At 67.4% G+C, this 16,639-nt stretch carries 17 protein-coding genes; 2 read left to right on the forward strand and 15 right to left on the reverse strand.

Annotated elements, in window-relative coordinates; all coding sequences use genetic code 11:
* Positions 1 to 13: 13 nt before the first annotated feature.
* The 12 genes from VER16_RS07630 to VER16_RS07685 all read right to left on the reverse strand — a co-directional run bounded on the left by VER16_RS07630 (position 14) and on the right by VER16_RS07685 (position 10,930).
* Positions 14 to 982, reverse strand: coding sequence for an efflux RND transporter periplasmic adaptor subunit (locus VER16_RS07630; protein WP_324806846.1), 969 nt, complete (start codon positions 980 to 982; stop codon positions 14 to 16).
* Positions 979 to 2,250 (reverse strand): TolC family protein, encoded by a 1,272-nt coding sequence (locus VER16_RS07635; protein ID WP_324806848.1) that lies wholly within the window; start codon positions 2,248 to 2,250, stop codon positions 979 to 981. The genes VER16_RS07630 and VER16_RS07635 overlap by 4 nt, the downstream gene beginning before the upstream one ends.
* Positions 2,251 to 2,310: 60 nt before the next feature.
* Positions 2,311 to 2,676: a hypothetical protein gene (locus tag VER16_RS07640; RefSeq protein ID WP_324806850.1), complete on the reverse strand. Its 366-nt coding sequence runs from the start codon at positions 2,674 to 2,676 to the stop codon at positions 2,311 to 2,313.
* A 132-nt stretch (positions 2,677 to 2,808) separates the two neighbouring features.
* Entirely contained in the window at positions 2,809 to 4,578 is a 1,770-nt protein-coding gene (locus VER16_RS07645; protein WP_324806852.1) for a DUF885 domain-containing protein, read from the reverse strand.
* Between the two features lie 248 nt (positions 4,579 to 4,826).
* Entirely contained in the window at positions 4,827 to 5,174 is a 348-nt protein-coding gene (locus tag VER16_RS07650; protein ID WP_324806854.1) for a lipid-A-disaccharide synthase N-terminal domain-containing protein, read from the reverse strand.
* A complete protein-coding gene (locus tag VER16_RS07655; protein WP_324806856.1) occupies positions 5,174 to 5,896 on the reverse strand; it encodes a glycosyltransferase family 2 protein in 723 nt (240 codons plus the stop codon). The genes VER16_RS07650 and VER16_RS07655 overlap by 1 nt, the downstream gene beginning before the upstream one ends.
* A gap of 90 nt (positions 5,897 to 5,986) precedes the next feature.
* On the reverse strand, positions 5,987 to 6,952 hold the full coding sequence (locus VER16_RS07660) for an NAD-dependent epimerase/dehydratase family protein (protein WP_324806857.1): 966 nt from the start codon (positions 6,950 to 6,952) through the stop codon (positions 5,987 to 5,989).
* A 36-nt stretch (positions 6,953 to 6,988) separates the two neighbouring features.
* On the reverse strand, positions 6,989 to 7,723 hold the full coding sequence (locus VER16_RS07665; protein WP_324806858.1) for a suppressor of fused domain protein: 735 nt from the start codon (positions 7,721 to 7,723) through the stop codon (positions 6,989 to 6,991).
* 85 nt (positions 7,724 to 7,808) lie between these two features.
* A complete protein-coding gene (locus VER16_RS07670) occupies positions 7,809 to 8,729 on the reverse strand; it encodes a ParB/RepB/Spo0J family partition protein (RefSeq protein WP_324806860.1) in 921 nt (306 codons plus the stop codon).
* Positions 8,729 to 9,526 carry a ParA family protein gene (locus VER16_RS07675; RefSeq protein WP_324806862.1) on the reverse strand — a complete coding sequence of 266 codons (798 nt, stop codon included), beginning with the start codon at positions 9,524 to 9,526 and terminating at the stop codon, positions 8,729 to 8,731. The genes VER16_RS07670 and VER16_RS07675 overlap by 1 nt, the downstream gene beginning before the upstream one ends.
* A 112-nt stretch (positions 9,527 to 9,638) precedes the next feature.
* Positions 9,639 to 10,277: a 16S rRNA (guanine(527)-N(7))-methyltransferase RsmG gene (gene rsmG, locus VER16_RS07680; RefSeq protein ID WP_324806864.1), complete on the reverse strand. Its 639-nt coding sequence runs from the start codon at positions 10,275 to 10,277 to the stop codon at positions 9,639 to 9,641.
* 53 nt (positions 10,278 to 10,330) lie between these two features.
* Positions 10,331 to 10,930 carry a 4'-phosphopantetheinyl transferase family protein gene (locus VER16_RS07685; RefSeq protein WP_324806865.1) on the reverse strand — a complete coding sequence of 200 codons (600 nt, stop codon included), beginning with the start codon at positions 10,928 to 10,930 and terminating at the stop codon, positions 10,331 to 10,333.
* 90 nt (positions 10,931 to 11,020) lie between these two features.
* Here VER16_RS07685 and VER16_RS07690 point away from each other — a divergent pair, with 90 nt between their 5' ends.
* The gene (locus VER16_RS07690; protein ID WP_308157862.1) at positions 11,021 to 11,272 is read left to right on the forward strand and encodes a GlsB/YeaQ/YmgE family stress response membrane protein; all 252 of its coding nucleotides are present in this window, start codon (positions 11,021 to 11,023) and stop codon (positions 11,270 to 11,272) included.
* A gap of 73 nt (positions 11,273 to 11,345) precedes the next feature.
* On the opposite strand, the gene xth is transcribed toward VER16_RS07690, so the two are convergent.
* Both xth and VER16_RS07700 read right to left on the reverse strand, forming a co-directional pair.
* Entirely contained in the window at positions 11,346 to 12,113 is a 768-nt protein-coding gene (xth, locus tag VER16_RS07695) for an exodeoxyribonuclease III (protein WP_324806869.1), read from the reverse strand.
* A 147-nt stretch (positions 12,114 to 12,260) separates the two neighbouring features.
* Positions 12,261 to 13,670 (reverse strand): coniferyl aldehyde dehydrogenase, encoded by a 1,410-nt coding sequence (locus VER16_RS07700; protein ID WP_324806871.1) that lies wholly within the window; start codon positions 13,668 to 13,670, stop codon positions 12,261 to 12,263.
* A gap of 498 nt (positions 13,671 to 14,168) precedes the next feature.
* Here VER16_RS07700 and VER16_RS07705 point away from each other — a divergent pair, with 498 nt between their 5' ends.
* Positions 14,169 to 14,804: a hypothetical protein gene (locus VER16_RS07705; protein WP_324806873.1), complete on the forward strand. Its 636-nt coding sequence runs from the start codon at positions 14,169 to 14,171 to the stop codon at positions 14,802 to 14,804.
* 79 nt (positions 14,805 to 14,883) lie between these two features.
* Here VER16_RS07705 and VER16_RS07710 read toward each other — a convergent pair whose 3' ends face one another.
* A complete protein-coding gene (locus VER16_RS07710) occupies positions 14,884 to 16,548 on the reverse strand; it encodes an MFS transporter (RefSeq protein ID WP_324806875.1) in 1,665 nt (554 codons plus the stop codon).
* Positions 16,549 to 16,639: the final 91 nt, after the last annotated feature.

Raw genomic sequence — 16,639 nt, forward strand, 5'->3', positions numbered from 1 at the left:
ACGTGGAACGGGCTCAGTGTTCATGGCTGGCCCCCGCCTTGCCGATATCGGCCTTCACCGTGTAGCTCTGCTCGACCACCACCTGTTCGCCTGCGCGCAGCCCGGCTTTCACCGCAACCTGGCCGGCATCGCGTGCACCCAGCGTGACCGGGCGGGCGGTGTAGGTATCGCCGTCGCGGACGAACACCACGTCCTTGCCATCCAGCGTCTGCAGGGCCGTCAACGGCACCACGATGTCGGCCGGGGTACTGGCCACCACGATGCGCGCACGCACCGCCGCGCCCGGGCGCCACAGGCCATCGAGGTTGTCCACGCTGGCCCGCGCCACCGTGCTCTGGCTGGCAGTGGCGGTACCGGGCAGCACGCGTTCGAGCGTGGTGGTCTGGCTGACCCCATCGGTCATGCGGGTGACGGTGACCGGTACACCGGCAGTGATGTGCTGGGTATCGGCACCGAAGATGTGCAGGTCCACCCACAGCTGCGACAGGTCGCCGATCTCGAACAGCACCTGGCCTTCTCCCGCCACCGACCCAACCTGCACCAGGCGCGACAGCACGACGCCACTGATCGGGGCGGCCACGCTGTAGGTGGTCAGGCTGAGGTTGCTGTCGATGCTGGCCAGCGGCTGGCCGGCACGCACACGATCGCCGACGTTGGCACGCAGCGCACGCACCGGGCCGGGGAAGCGGGCGGTGACCTGCGCAGTGCGGCCATCCACGGGCGCCAACAGGCCCTGCACGTCGTGCTCGTCGGCAATGGTGCCCGGGCCTGCGGCGGCGCTGACGATGCCCGCTTCCCTGGCCTGCGCGGCGGTGATGGTGGTGCGCTCGGCGGCGTCTTCGTCGTCGTGGGCTTCACCTTCGGCATGATCGTGGCCATCGGCGGCGGCCGATGCCGGCGGTGCTTTGGCACCACACGCGGTCAGCGCGGCCAGCAACAGGGACACGGCAGCCAGACGGATCAGGATATCGGAGGCCTTCATGGCAGGGTTCCTTCAGCAGGGGTGGCCAGCAGCGGCTGCCCGCTCAGGCGCTGGATTTCGATCAGGGCGGTCTGTGCCGACAGGGCGGCATCAAGCTGGCGCTGGCGCGCCTCGATGCGCATGGCCTGCAGCTGCGCCCATTCCAGGTAGCTGATGGCACCGGCACGCCAGGCGGTTTCGGCGGCCTTTTCGGCTTTCTGCAGCTGCGGCAGCACGTCGCTGCCCATGCGCTGCACCTCAAGCCGCGCGGTGGCGTAGCGGCCATGCGCTTCGGCCAGGGTGGCGTACAGCTGCAGGGCGCGTGCCTCGCGTTCCACCGCGCTCATGGCCAGTTCGGCCTGCGCTGCGCGGATCTCAGGTTCAGCGCGGCGGGCACTGCCCAGCGGCATGCTGAAGCCGCCCACGAAGGCGTTGTCGCCGCTTTCGCGCTGGCGGCGTACCCCCAGCTGCCACGACACATCGCTGCGCTGCTGGCTGCGCGCCAGTTGCAGCTGCGCCTCACGCACGCGCGCCTCGTTGGCGATCACCGCCAGTTCCGGCGTCTGCGCCAGCAGTGTGGCCAGCGCCTGGAACGGTTGCAGGGCCGGCAGCTGCAACGGGTCGCCGGTCACCGCTTCGAAATCCACCTGGCGCGCATTCCACAGCGCCGCCAGCGCCATGCGTGCCGCTTGCCCGGCCTGCCCGGCGCGGTCGCGGTCCAGCTCGGCCTGGGCCAGGGCCGCCTGCGCGGTCATCAGGGTCGAGGCCGGCGAAGCGCCGGCCTGCAGGCGCAGGCGCGCGGCGGCCACCGCGCGGCGGCGCTGTTCGATGTCGTCCAGCGCAATGCGGTACTGCGCACTGGCCGCGGAAATGGCCAGATAACGGCGCGCGGTCTCGGCCAGCAGATCCAGGCGGGTGATCTCGCGCTGGGGGGCCAGTGCATCGAGGTTGGCCTGGGCCACGGCGCGGCGGGCATCAAGCTTGCCGCCACGCTCAAGCACGCCGGCCAATGTCACCGTCGTTTCGGTGGCATCGAAACCGCGGTTGGCGCCGGTACCCAGCGCATTCTCGATATCCACGCCGAACACCAGCGCGGGTTTGAGGCCGGCGCCGTCCAGGCGCGCCTGTGCGGCCTGGCGCTGCAGCGTGGGCAGGCGCAGGTCGGGATGGGTGCGGGCGACGCGGTCGACGGCCGCGTCCAGGGTCAACGGGTCAAGCGGCGATGGCGCCTGTGCGTGCACGCACGGCGCGATCGCCAGGGCCGCGAAGGCGGCCAGGCGGATCCACATGGGAAATACTCCGGAAAACGCAGGACAGGATCAGAGGGCCCGCACAGGGCGGGCGATCGATCAGGCCTGGATCGGAGGGCGCAGCAGCGATTCCAGCGGCGCGGGGCGGACGTCGGGCTCGACCGTGGTTGGCGCCGCTGCCGATGGCGGCGTTGGCAGTTCCCAGCTGGCCAGCGCGAACGGCAGTACGCCGCCCTGCCCATGGCAATGCCCGCAATGCACCAGCGCATGCAGCAGGCGTGCGTTGGTATCGTCCGGATCGTGCCCGGCCTCGAACCCGCCCGCATCATGCGGCGCAGCCGGATGATCCTGGTGGGCCATTTCGTGCAGTTCGCCCAGCGCCGACGCGGTGGCACCGCCCACGGTGCCGCACGCCACCACCACCAGCATCAGCAGGCGGAGCAGGAACGACGGTCGGCGGCGCACGAAGCGGATCATCTGCTGGAGGGTAGCGGCCGGTGGCGCCGTTACACAATCGCAGGCGCTCGCCGGGCTTGGCCCGGCGCTACCCCTGTGTGCACTCCGGCAGCGCCGGGCCATGCCCGGCGGCGTGCCCGGTCAGGCCTTCTTGCGCTCGGCGATGTACGCCTGGATCTGCTGTTCCAGCACCGGCAGCGGCACTGACCCCTGCTTCAGGATCGTGTCGTGGAAGGCCTTGATGTCGAACGTGTCGCCCAGCTCCTTCTCGGCCTGCGCGCGCAGGCGCACGATGGCGATCTCGCCCAGCTTGTAGCTCAGCGCCTGGCCCGGCCAGGAGATGTAGCGGTCCACTTCGGTGGTCACTTCGTGCTCGCTCAGCGCGGTGTGGTCGCGCAGGTAGGCGATGGCCTGCTCGCGGGTCCAGCCCTTGCTGTGCACGCCGGTGTCGATGACCAGGCGCGCGGCACGCCACATCTCGTAGGTCAGGCGGCCGAAATCCTCGTACGGGGTTTCGTAGATGCCCATTTCCACGCCCAGCTTCTCGCAGTACAGCGCCCAGCCTTCGCCATAGGCGGAGATGTAGGCATTGCGGCGGAACTCGGGCAGGCCCTTCTGCTCGGAGGCGATCGCACCCTGCAGCGCATGGCCCGGGTCGGACTCATGCAGGGTCAGCGCCGGCAGGTTGTACAGCGGGCGCGACGGCAGGTCGTAGGTGTTGACCCAGTAGGTGCCCATGCCGCCACGGCCGGCGGTCCAGAACGGGGCGATGTCCGGCGGCACCGGCACGATGGTGAAGCGCGCACGCGGCAGCGTCATGAAACGGCCGAGCTGGCCATCGGCACGCTTGGAGATCCATGCCGCGCGCGACAGCAGCTCTTCCGGGGTCTTGGCGTAGAACTGCGGGTCGGTGCGCAGGAAGGTCAGGAACCCGGCAAAGCTGCCCTTGAACTGCACCTGCTGGATGATGGCATTCATCTCCTTCTGGATGCGCGCCACTTCACCCAGGCCGATGCGGTGGATCTCATCGGGCGACAGGTCCAGCGTGGTGTATTCGTGGATCTGCTGCCTGTAGAACGCCTTGCCATCCGGCATGGCTTCGGCGGCCAGCGTGGTACGCGCCTGCGGCACGTATTCGCTGACGAAGAAGGTGCGCAGCTGCTGGAACGCCGGCACCACCTTGCCGCCGATGGCGGCGCTGGCCTGTTCGCGCAGGGCAGCCTGTTCGGCGGCCGGGATGCTGGCGGGCAGCTTCTTGAACGGCGCGTACAACGGCGAGGTCGTCGGATCCTTCAGCTCGGCAACGGTGGCGATGGACACCTCGCGGCCGTCCAGCACCGCACGCGGCACGCTGAAACCGCGCTTGAGGCCGGCGCGCATGTTGTCGGTCTGCTGGCCGAAATAGCGCGGCACGTCATTCAATCGAGCGATGTAGTTGCGGTAGTCCTGCGCGGTCTTCATCTCGCGCCGGGCCATGAAGGACAGGTTGGACCAGAACGAGGAATCCGAATTGAACGGCATCTCGTAGGTGCGCAGGCGCACTGCCTCGGCCAGGTTGAACACCTGGTCGCGGTAGATCGCGTAGTTGACCTGGTTGTCGGCCGACAGGGCCTTGACGTCGATCTTCTTCAGCTCGGCCAGGGTTTCGTCCCAGACCTTCAGGCGGGCCTGCTGCGCGGCCGGGCCGACATCGGGCATGCGCGTGGCATTGGCCGGCGCATCCTCGTCCTCACTGGCTTCGCCACCGCCATCCTGGCGCCACTTCCACTCCTTCTCGTACAGCGCACGGAAGGCGGCATCGGCGGCCGATTCAGCGGCCATGCTGGCCGGAGGGGCAACAGGTGGCGCGGCCAGGGCGAGCGCAGGGGCGGACAGGGCAATCAACAGAGCTACGGCGAGGCGGGTTTTCACGAGCACAGGTTCCCGGGAAGGCAGATCCCGATCATCGCACCGTGCAGGGCCCGTGGCATGGGACGAAGGTCCTGCCTGCACAGCAGGCAGGACCGGGGACCGGCAGCAGGCCGGGACCCAAGCGCCGAAGGTGCGTGGTAGAGCCGACCGTTGGTCGGCTGCACTTCGTCCTCGCGAAGAACCCCGCACTGCGCGCGGAGGTCGACTGACAGTCGACTCTACCCAAATCAGGGATCCGACCCCTGGCCTCAGTGGCTGGCCTTGTCCCGCTTCCAGCCGCGGTGCTTGATGTCCAGGTGCAGGCTGTACAGGGCGGTGAACGCCGGGAACAGGTTCTGCAGCACGCCCACCGAGTCCTGCTTGGCCGAAAACAGGAAGTAGCTCAGGGTCATCAGGCTGCCGACCACGCTCATGTACCAGAACAGGCGCGGGATGACCGGCTTGCCGGCGCGCCTGGAAGCCACGAACTGCACCAGCCAGCGGCCACCGAACATCAACGCGCCGGTGTAGCCGATCAGCTTCCAGCCGGTCACGTGCAGGCCGGTCCAGTACAGCCAGGTCAGCGGCTGGTCGAGCCAGTGCAGCTCCAGGTCCATCAACGCTCCTCCACCGCAGTGCGCTTGCTGCGGGTGATCAGCCAGGCCACGCCACGCAGATCGCGGATGCCGACCAGGGCGCGGCCCAGGTTGTTGTACTTGGACACACCGGCGGTGCGGTGGCGGTGGTTGACCGGCACGCTGGTGGTCTTCCAGCCGGCGCGCTGCATCAGCGCGGGCAGGTAGCGGTGCATGTGGTCGAAGTACGGCAGATCCAGGAAGGCCTCGCGCTCGAACAGCTTGATGCCACAGCCGGTGTCGGGAGTGTCGTCGCGCAGCATCCGCGCGCGGATGGCGTTGGCCCACTTGCTGGCCCAGCGCTTGCTGCCACTGTCCTGGCGGTTGACGCGCCAGCCGGCGAACAGCTTCACCTGCGCGTCGGCCGACTGCCGTGCCGCCAGCAGCTTCGGAATATCGGCCGGGTCATTCTGGCCGTCACCGTCCAGGGTGGCGATCCACGGCGCGCGGGCGTTGCGCACGCCGGTACGCACCGCAGTGCTCTGCCCGCTCTGGCTGACATGGTGCAGCACGCGCAGTTCGGGCGTGCTGGCCTTCAGGCCCTGCAGCACAGCCAGGCTGTCATCGCGGGAATTGTCATCCACATAGATGATCTCGAACGGCAGACGGCCGCGCAGCGCGGCCACGATCTCACCGACCAGCGGGGCGACATTGTCGCGCTCGTTGAACACCGGGACGACAACGGAAAGCTCGGGGTGGCTCATGGGTCACTCGGCCAGCAGGGATACAAAGACCGCGCATTCTCCGAAGCCGAGGTTATCCGAAGATGAACACGGCTGCGTGAGGATGAATCCTCAGGCACGGTCGCCAAAATACTCGCGGCACCACTGCACCACCGGCGGCAGGCCCTGCTCGATCGGGGTCACCGCATCGAAGCCGAAGGCCGCATGCGCGCGTCGGGTATCGGCCATCGTGCGCACCATGTCACCCGGCTGCATCGGCTTGTAGACCTTCTGCGCGGGGCGGCCGGCGGCCTGCTCGATCACGCTGATGAAGCGCTCCAGCTCGACCGGCGTGTGGTTGCCGAGGTTGAACACCCGGTGCGGCACCGGACCGTCGGCGGGGTGCGCGAGGGCGCCGAGAATACCGGCGACGATGTCGGAAACATGTGTGAAGTCGCGCTGCATGCGCCCTTCGTTGAACACATCGATCGGCCGTCCGGCCAGCACCGCGCGCGAGAACAGCAGCGGCGCCATGTCCGGCCGGCCCCACGGGCCATACACGGTGAAGAAGCGCAGGCCGGTGGCATGCAGGCCGTACAACTGCGCGTAGGTGTAGGCCATCAGCTCGTTGGCGGCCTTGGTGGCCGCATACAGCGAGCGCGGCTGGTCCACGCGCTGGTCCTCGGAGAACGGCGGCGTGGCCGAATCGCCATACACCGAGCTGCTGGAGGCATACACCAGGTGCTGCACGCCACGGTGGCGGCACAGCTCGAGCATGTTGACGAAGCCGGTCAGGTTGCTGTCGACGTAGGCGTGCGGGTTTTCCAGCGAATAACGCACACCGGCCTGCGCGGCCAGATGGATCACCGCGGTGGGCTGCACTTCATCGAACAGCGCAGCCAGGCCCTGCTGGTCGGTCAGGTCCAGGGTGCGCAGGTCCAGGCCCGGGCACAGCGCAGCCACGCGATCGCGCTTGATCTGCGGGTCGTAGTAATCGTTGAAGTTGTCCAGGCCGACCACGGCCTGGCCGGCCTCCAGCAGCGCGCGAGCGGTGTAGGCACCGATGAAGCCGGCAGCGCCGGTGAGCAGGATGGTCATGGCAGAAACTCTGTAACGAAGTTCAGACGATGGATGTTACCGGTCCCAGAAGAAACCGAAGCGCTTCCTGGCGACGTTTACCCGACCCGGCACGATCACGTCCTGGATGTGCTTCGCATCGAAGCGATCCAGCAGGGCCTCGGCGTCCTTCTTCAGCTTCAGGTCCATCTCCTCCGGGTACAGCGGGACGATGGACATGAACGCGATGGTCCTGCCGTCGTCCAGCTGCAGCGAGCCGAAGCCCTCGGGGGCGGTGACCGGCGGCAGCACGATGGCGCCATCGAAACCCACGCCCGGGGCGTAGGGCTCGGCCGGGTGGCCGTTGGGAATGGTGTGGCCGAAGCCGAGCCAGGTGTCGTACTCGTGCGGCAGCCGTGCCAGCGTCTTCAGCAGGCGCACCGGCCAGTAGTTGCGCTCGTCTTCGAAGGCATCATCGCTGATCGGCCAGTCGGCCGGCAGGGTCACCATCAGCTCCATGTACGCCGAGCCGGGCGCACCTTCGGGCAGGGTCATCGGCAGGTCGCTCATGCCCGAGGTCACCAGGCGCAGGTACGGGAACTCCTCGCTGGCCGGCACCACGTGCACGTCGATGTGCACGAGGTCGGAGATGATTTCGTGGAGTACGCCCGAGATCGGCCCCAGGTGGCGCTCGATGTGCGCACTGATGGCCTCGATGTGCGATTCACCCTGGGCCGGGGTGAAGTCCTTTTCCCGGGTGTGCACCAGGATCGGGCTGCCGCCCGGGCTGACGTCGTCGATGTCCATGCTCATTCCTGCTCCCTGGATAAGCCGCGGCACGAAGCCGTCCCGCGGCGTGTGCGTTTCCCTGCCGGGCGCTGCTGCAGCGCTGCCGCGCTCAACCCTGGCGGGTGCGCAGCTTTTCCAGCACGCCGTCCAGCGTGTCCAGATCGGTGTAGTGGATGATCAGCTTGCCCTTGCCGCCGCGGCCGTGGTTGATGGCCACCTTGGTGCCCAGCGATTCGGACAGCTCGGTTTCCAGCGAGGCGATGTCGGCCTGCTGCACCTTCGGCGTAGCCACCGGGCGGTTGCTCGGCACCTTGCCGGCAGCGAAGGCCTGCGCACGGCGCTCGACCTCACGCACCGACCAGCCTTCATCGGCCGCTTCCTGCGCCAGCTTGCCGGCCAGTTCCGGGGCCAAGGTCAGCAGCGCGCGGGCGTGGCCCATTTCAAGGCGGCGGGTTTCCAGCAGCAGGCGGATGGCCACCGGCAGCTCCAGCAGGCGCAGCAGGTTGGACACCGCCGCGCGCGAGCGGCCGACGGCCTCTGCGGCCTCGGCGTGGGTCAGGGTGAATTCGCTGATGAGGCGCTGCAGCGCTTCGGCTTCTTCCAGCGGGTTGAGGTCTTCGCGCTGGATGTTCTCGATCAGCGCCATCGCGATGACGGTGCGGTCTTCCAGCTCGCGCACCACCACCGGCACTTCGTCCAGCCCGGCCAGCTGCGATGCGCGCCAGCGGCGCTCACCGGCGACGATTTCGTAGTTGCCCGCCGGCAGCTGGCGCACCAGGATCGGCTGGATCACGCCCTGCGACTTGATCGAATCGGCCAGCTCGGCGAGCTTGCCCTCGTCCATCTCGCGGCGCGGCTGGTACTTGCCCGGCTGCAGCTGGCCCACGGCCAGCTTGCGCAGCACTTCACCCGGCAGGGGCTCGATGACCGCAGTGGTGGCCTGCACCTGGCTGGCTGCGCCCTTGGGGCCCAGCAGGGCGTCCAGTCCGCGGCCGAGGCCTCGCTTCTTGGCTGCAGGCTTGCTGGTCATCAGGCGGTCTCCACGGCCTTGGCGGCCTTGTTGCGTTCGTTGTTGCGGCGGATGATCTCGCCGGCCAGGCCCAGGTAGGCCACGCCACCGCGCGAGGCGCGGTCGTAGCCGACGATGCTCTGGCCGTGGCTGGGCGCCTCGGCCAGGCGCACGTTGCGCGGCACGATGGTGCGGAACACGCGGTCACCGAAGTGCTCGGTCAGTTCAGCCGACACCGCGTTGGCAAGGTTGTTGCGCACGTCGAACATGGTGCGCAGCACGCCCTCGATCTCCAGCACCGGGTTGAGGTTGGTGCGCAGCGCTTCGATGGTTTCCACCAGCGCGCTCAGGCCTTCCAGCGCGTAGTACTCGCACTGCATCGGCACCAGCACCGAATCGGCGGCGGCCAGCGCGTTGAGCGTCAGCAGCGACAGCGCCGGCGGGCAGTCGATCAGGATGTAATCGTACTCGTCGCGGATCGGCGCAAGCGCGCGCTTCAGGCGCTGCTCGCGCTCTTCCTGTGCCATCAGCTGGATCTCGGCCGCGGTCAGGTCGATGTTGCCCGGCAGCAGGTCGTAGCCCTCGGCCGTGGCCACGCGCACATCGGCGGCATTGGCTTCGCCCAGCAGCAGATCGTAGGTGGAGGCGACCAGCTCGCGCTTGTCCACGCCACTGCCCATGGTCGCGTTGCCCTGTGAATCCAGGTCGACCAACAGCACGCGCTTGGGTGCGTTGGCCAGGGAAGCGGCCAGGTTGACGGCGGTCGTGGTCTTGCCGACGCCACCCTTCTGGTTGGCGATGGCGATGATGCGGGCCATGCGGGTGTGCCTCGTCGACGTGTGCTGGGACCGGTCATTATGCGTACAACCGGCCCCGTGCGGAAATCATGGATCGCCAACCCGTTGTTCCGCAAAGGGCTGGCGGCGGGGTTCAGGGGCCTGTAACGGTGACCAGATGGCGTTCGCCGGCCAGGCCGGGCACGCTCAGCGGGGTCACCTCGCGCACCTGCCAGCCTGCCGGCAGGGCCGCGATCTCGTCATGCGGGTAGACGCCCTTCATGGCCAGCAGCACGCCACCGGGGCGCAACAGGTGGCCACCGACGCGGACGATGCCGGCCAGCGTATCCATCGCGCGCGCGGTCAGCTGGTCGTAGCGGCCGGCCTCGTCCAGCGCCTCGGCGCGCGATTCGGCCACGCGTGCATTGCCCAGGCCCAGCTGGCGTACGGCTTCGCGCATGAAGCGCGCCTTCTTGCCGTTGCTCTCCACCAGGGTGACCTGCAGGCCCGGGCAGGCGATGGCCAGCGGGATGCCCGGCAGGCCGGGGCCGGTACCGAGATCGGCCAGGCTGCCATCGGCCACGAACGGCTGCATCGCCAGCGAATCGAGCAGGTGGCGGGTGACCATTTCCTGCGGATCACGGATGGCGGTGAGGTTGTAGGTGCCGTTCCAGCGGTGCAGCAGCGCCAGGTAGCGCAGCAGCGGCGGCGCCAATGCGGCCGCCAGGCCCATGCTGGCCAGGCCCTGTTCCAGCGTGGAGGCCACGCCGGCGGGAAGATCGTGTTCGCTCATGCGGGCATTATCGCCGGTTTTGCCCGCCGGTTCGCCGCTTTCACTGCGCGGCATCATTCGGCACGCCAGGCCAATGCGGCGCGGAACTGGCCGCTGGCCTGCCATTCGTGCAGGTGCCAGCGCTCGGCGTGGCCCAGTTCGGCGTCGCACCAGCGCAGGTGCAGGGCGCCATCGTCGCCGGGGGCCAGCTGCAGGCGGTGCAGGCCGAAGGAGATGCCCTGCCCGTGCGCCTTGAGCAGCGCTTCCTTGGCGCACCACACCCGGAAGAACCAGTGTTCGCGCTCGTCGGCGGCCAACCCTTCCAGCCAGGTCACCTCGTCGGGGTGGAAGAAGCGCTGGATGATTTCCAGCAGGCGCGGGCGCGGGCGCAGCAGTTCCAGGTCCACACCCAGCCGCACGCCCTCGCCCAGCGCCACCAGCAGCACCTCGCCGCTGTGGCTCCAGCCGGTGCCGTAGTGGGCCAGCGCGCCGGCCAGCTCCGGCCGGCCCTTGTCGTCGCGCACCAGCGGCAGGGCACCGGGTTCGCCGCCCAGCGCCTGCGCCAGCACCTGCCGGGCCTGCGGCTCGCCGCGCTGGCCGGGCACATGCGGGCAGCGCCAGACCGTCACCGGGCCGAAGCGCCAGGGGCCGTCGAGGGTGGCTGGCAGGCTCATCCGCACGCGCCCGTCACGGGATTGCACGACGGTTTCACGGCACTGCGGGTCAACTGGTACCCGTCCCTTCCCCTTCCAGAGGTCACGTTCATGGGCATCATCATCTGGCTGATCGTTGGCGGCATCGTGGGCTGGCTGGCCAGCATCATCATGCGTCGCGACGCCCAGCAGGGCATCATCCTCAACGTCGTGGTGGGCATCGTCGGCGCGCTGATTGCCGGCTGGCTGTTCGGCGGTGGCATCAATGAAGCCATCACGATCCGCACGTTCCTGTTCTCGTTGATCGGCGCGGTCATCCTGCTGGCCATCGTCAATCTGTTCACCCGCAAGAGCATCCGATGAAACAGCGGTCGTGCCGGCCGCTGGCCGGCAGACGCATCAACACGGGGCCCGGCATTCGTCGGGCCCCGTTCGCTCAACCGATCTCGACCCACGCCGGCGCATGGTCGCTCGGGCGTTCCCAGGTCCGCGGCTCGCGGTCGATGCCCGAGGCCACGGCGCCGCCCTTCAGCGCGTCCGAGACCAGAGTCAGGTCGATGCGCAGGCCCAGGTTGCGACGGAAGCCGGCCGCGCGGTAATCCCACCAGCTGAACACGCCGGCCTCGTCGTTGTGCAGTCGGAAGCCATCGTGCAGGCCCAGCTGCAGCAGCTTTTCCAGCGCGCCGCGCTCGGCGCTGGAGGTCAGGATGTGGTTCTCGTTCCAGACCTCCGGGTCATGCACGTCGCGCGCGTCCGGGGCGATGTTGAAGTCACCCATCACGATCAGCTTCGGATGGCGCTGCAGTTCCTGCGCGATCCAGGCATGCACCGCTTCCAGCCAGCGCAGCTTGTAGGCGTACTTGTCGGTGCCGATGTCCTGGCCGTTGACCACGTACAGGTTGATCACCCGCAGATCGCCGAAGGTACCGGCAATGACGCGCTTCTGTTCGTCCTCGAAACCGGGAATGCCGATCTGCACGTCCTGCGCCGGCTCACGCGACAGCAGGGCCACGCCGTTGTAGGTCTTCTGGCCGGCGAACACGCTGCGGTAGCCAGCTTCAGCCAACGCCGAATCGGGGAACTTGTGGTCCTCCAGCTTGGTTTCCTGGATACCGACGATGTCCGGACCGAAGTCCTTGAGCCACTGCTGCAGGTGCGGCAGGCGGACATTGAGCGAGTTGACGTTCCACGAGGCGATTTTCATGTGGGCATTCTACCCGCCGCCGCTTTGGCAGGTGCCAAACTCGGTTGGCGCGTCGATTTCCCGTGTGCCAACCAAGGTTGGCACCTACCGGTCGTGCCGGGCCATGCCCGGCGGCGATGCCCCAGTAGAGCCACGCCATGCGTGGCTTCACCGCAGCAGGAACCGCAACAAACCCGCAATCCTGGAATACGGCGGCCGCAGCCGGTCACTGGCCGCCCACCGCGACTGCCACAGCACCGGCAGGCGCCGGCTCATCGCATCGAACCCGGCCCGGCCGTGGTAGGCGCCCATGCCACTGGCCCCCACCCCGCCAAACGGCAGGCCATCGGCGGCGAAATGCAGCAGCGTGTCGTTGACCGTCACCCCACCGGCCACCACCTGGCCAAGGATGCGCTCCACCGTGGCCGTGTCATGGCTGAAGGGATACAGCGCCAACGGCCGGTCGCGCGACAGCACATCGGCCAGCGCCGCCTCCAGGTCCGGGTAGGCGCGCACCGGCAGGATCGGCCCGAAGATCTCCTCGCGCATCAGGTCCAGGTCGTCCGGCGGGTCCAGCACCACGGTGGGCACCAGCAGGCGCTCGCGGTCGGCACGCGCGGCATCCACCTGCGCCAGCGGGATAACCGGCACGCCGCGCTCGCGCGCCTGCGCCAGATAGCCCTGCAGGCGCTGGTACTGGCCCTCGTTGATGATGCGGGTGTAATCGCCGGCGTCGCTGAAATCCCCATAGCGCTCGCGCACCTGCTGCTGCAGCGCCTGCACGAACTCGCGCTGGCGCGCGGTGTCGATCAGCACGTAGTCCGGCGCGATGCAGGTCTGGCCCGCGTTGAACCACTTGCCGGTGGCCAAGCGTGCGGCGGCTTTCTCCAGCGGGAAATCCCGACAGACAATCGCCGGGGATTTGCCGCCCAGCTCCAGCGTCAGCGGCACCAGATGCTCGGCCGCGGCGGCCATCACCTTGCGGCCCACCGCCGTCGAGCCGGTGAACAGCAGATGGTCCAGCGGCAGCGAGGACATCGCCGCCGCCACGTCCGCCCCGCCCTGCACCACTGCCACGCGCTCGGGTGGAAACACGCCGGCCAGCAGATCGGCCAGGAACGCGCTGGTGCGCGGGGTGTGTTCAGAGGGCTTGAGCAGCACGTGGTTGCCGGCGGCGATGGCCGTGGCCAGCGGCACCAGCGCCAGCGTGACCGGGTAGTTCCAGGGCGAGATCACCCCGACCACACCCAGCGGCGTCGGCCGCAGCTGCGCGCGCGCCGGCCACAGCTTCCAGCCCGCACCCACGCGCTGCGGTTTCGACCAGCGACGCAGGTGGCGACGCAGGTGGTCGATGGCCGACAGTACGCTCATGCCATCGGCCAGTTTCGATTCGACGTGGGCGCGGTGGCCGAAGTCCTCGGCAATGGCCTGGGCCATTTCATCCATGCGCGTCTGCAGCGCCTCGCGCAGGCGGCGCAGGTCGGTGTCGCGCTGGTCGAGCGAAGGGCGCTGGGCCTGCCAGGCGCTGCGCAGGGTGTGCAGGATGGCGGGGAGGTCGGCTGGGGCGGTGGTGGTCATGGGCCGACTATACGAGCTACGGCGGTCATCGCCGCATGACAGGGGTATGGAATCAACGGGGTCGGGTCGACTGGGTAGAGTCGACTGTCAGTCGACTATCACCCGCAGCGCGTGGATTTCAGCAGTCCCACCAAGGACAGTCGACTGACAGTCGACTCTACTTCTCGCCATCCCTACGGGAGGATGGCCAAACACATAGCTCCATCCTGGGAGCGTAAGAACATCTGCAATTTCGTACTTTCTTCATGTTCGAGCTGCTTCTCGTCTACCAAAGTATGCGGCTGACCTCGTTGTCGCTCGCGCTGCGCGCTGCCCAGGAGCCGACCAGTTGCGTAGAGAGATCGGGCAGGCAGGCGATGAGAGTGAACAGCGCTTGTTCTGCCTCAAGGAGTTCTCGAGGCGAAGGCTGGCGGAGAAAGGTGAGTGCCCCGAAATGGCCATCACAAACCCCTGATACCCATCGCATGCTCGCGCCTGCAAATGACGGTTTCCTGGAGAATGAACTTGTTGAGCTTGATCTTGGCCGTGCTCGCAACACTGGCTTCAACAGAGGATGCGAAGGCTGACGGCGGAAAATCGGTAACCGCTGGCAGCAACATCTCACTCCGATACGACGGTGAGCAGAACGGTCGCTACCGGAACGTGTCAGTGATGAAGCAGGGCAAGCTGGTGCGCCGCATGGAACTGAGCGAGCGCTCTTACTCCCGGTTCGAGTACGACCTCGATCCGGCGACGTCTCCTGACGGCCGGTATGTGCTCGTCTCTGATGTGGAATCCGGAGAGGTTGGCATGCCGGATGGGCGCGGTTCTCCGCATGAAAGGCAGTACTGCGGTTTCATCGACACACGAAGCGGCTGCCTGTTCGCGCGTCAGACCGGGCAGTTCTGTGGAGGGCACTTCAATGATGCTGGCGCCTGGGTATCTCCGGCCCTTTCCGACCTGACCCTTTCTGAGGGGCGCCCTACCGCAGAGGACTATGCCTCAGGCCGCCTGAGCCCCTCGGATGCACCCGATGGCTCCCTCGACAATCTGCTTCGCTGCGATCCACCTGGGCCAGGCAACAGGGACCACTACAGAAAGCTGATCGATGCAGGGACGTTTGAGGTCACGCCTTTGCAGAGAGAGGCGCTGTAGGGGGGTAGAGTCGCCGCCCCACAAACAGAAAGGCCGCGGCTTCCACCGCGGCCTTTCTTCATTGCATTGAACCCACCGTTTACTTGGTGATGTCCACGTTCTTCGTTTCACGCAGGAACAGGCCGCCGATCACCACCGACATCAGCGCGATGATGATGGGGTACCACAGGCCGTAGTACAGGTTGCCGGTACCTGCCACCAGCGCGAAGGAGATCGCCGGCAGGAAGCCACCAAACCAGCCGTTGCCGATGTGGTACGGCAGCGACATCGAGGTGTAGCGGATGCGGGTCGGGAACAGCTCGACCAGATAGGCGGCGATCGGGCCATAGACCATGGTCACGTACAGCACCAGCAGCCACAGCATGAAGATCGTGCCGGCGTAGTTGATGCGCGCGCCATCGGCCTTGGCCGGATAGCCTGCGCTGGTCAGCGCGGTCTTCAGTTCGGCGCCGAAGGCATCAGCCTTGGCCTTGCCTTCTTCCTTGGTCAGGCCAGCAGCCTCGTACGAGGTGACGCTGGCGCTGCCCACGTTGATCATCGCCAGCGAACCGGCAGCAGCCGGCTGCACGTCGTACGGCACGCCCGCCTTGGTCAGCGCAGCGGTGGCCACGTCGCAGGAGCTGGTGAACTTGCGCATGCCGACCGGATCGAACTGGAACGAGCAGGTGTTCGGATCGGCCACGACCAAGGCCGGCGAGTTGCTGCGGGCTTCTTCGATGGCCGGGTTGGCGAAGTGGGTCAGGCCCTTGAAGATCGGGATGTAGGTGATGGCGGCCAGCAGGCAGCCGGCCAGGATGATCTTCTTGCGGCCGATACGGTCGGACAGCCAGCCGAAGAAGATGAAGAACGGCACGCCCAGCGCCAGCGCGGCGGCGATCAGCAGGTAGGAGGTGGTGGCGTCGACCTTCAGCATGCTGCTCAGGAAGAACAGCGCGTAGAACTGGCCGCCGTACCAGACCACGGCCTGGCCGGCCGCAGCACCCAGCAGGACCAGCAGCATCAGCTTCAGGTTGCCGCCCTTCAGGCTGTCACGGAACGGGGTCTTGGAACCCTTGCCTTCGGCCTTCATCTGCTGGAACAGCGGCGATTCGCTCAGCTGCAGACGGATCCACACCGAAATGCCCAGCAGCAGGATCGAGACCAGGAACGGAATGCGCCAGCCCCAGGCTTCGAAGGCTTCGTTGCCCAGGAAGTAGCGGCAGGCCAGGATGATCAGCAGCGACATGAACAGGCCGAGCGTGGCCGTGCACTGGATGAAGCTGGTGTACAGGCCGCGCTTGTCATCCGGGGCGTGCTCGGCCACGTAGGTTGCGGCACCGCCGTACTCACCGCCCATCGCCAGGCCCTGGGCCAGGCGCAGCACGATCAGGATGACCGGAGCGGCAAAACCAATCGTGGCGTAGTTGGGCAGCACGCCGACCAGGAAGGTCGAGATGCCCATGATGAGGATGGTGACCAGGAAGGTGTACTTGCGGCCGATGCGATCGCCGAGGCTGCCGAAGAAGGCCGCGCCGAACGGACGCACGAAGAAGCCGGCGGCGAAGGCCAGCAGAGCAAAGATCATGCTGGTGGTTTCATTGAAACCACTGAAGAACTGCTTGGCGATGATGGCGGCAAGCGAGCCGTACAGGAAGAAGTCATACCACTCGAACACCGTGCCGAGGCTCGATGCGAAGATGACCTTTTTATGGCCTTGGGTCAGGCTGCCCGCGGCGTTGTGCGCGGTACCGGGTGTGCTGGACATGAGACGCTTCCCCTCCGAAGCAATCGTTGTTGGTAGGTGCCGACCGTTGGCCGGATCCCTGTTCTGGCAGGTGCCGACCGTTGATCGGCTC

It is taken from the genome of Stenotrophomonas sp., from assembly GCF_035634915.1.
GTDB lineage: Bacteria > Pseudomonadota > Gammaproteobacteria > Xanthomonadales > Xanthomonadaceae > Stenotrophomonas.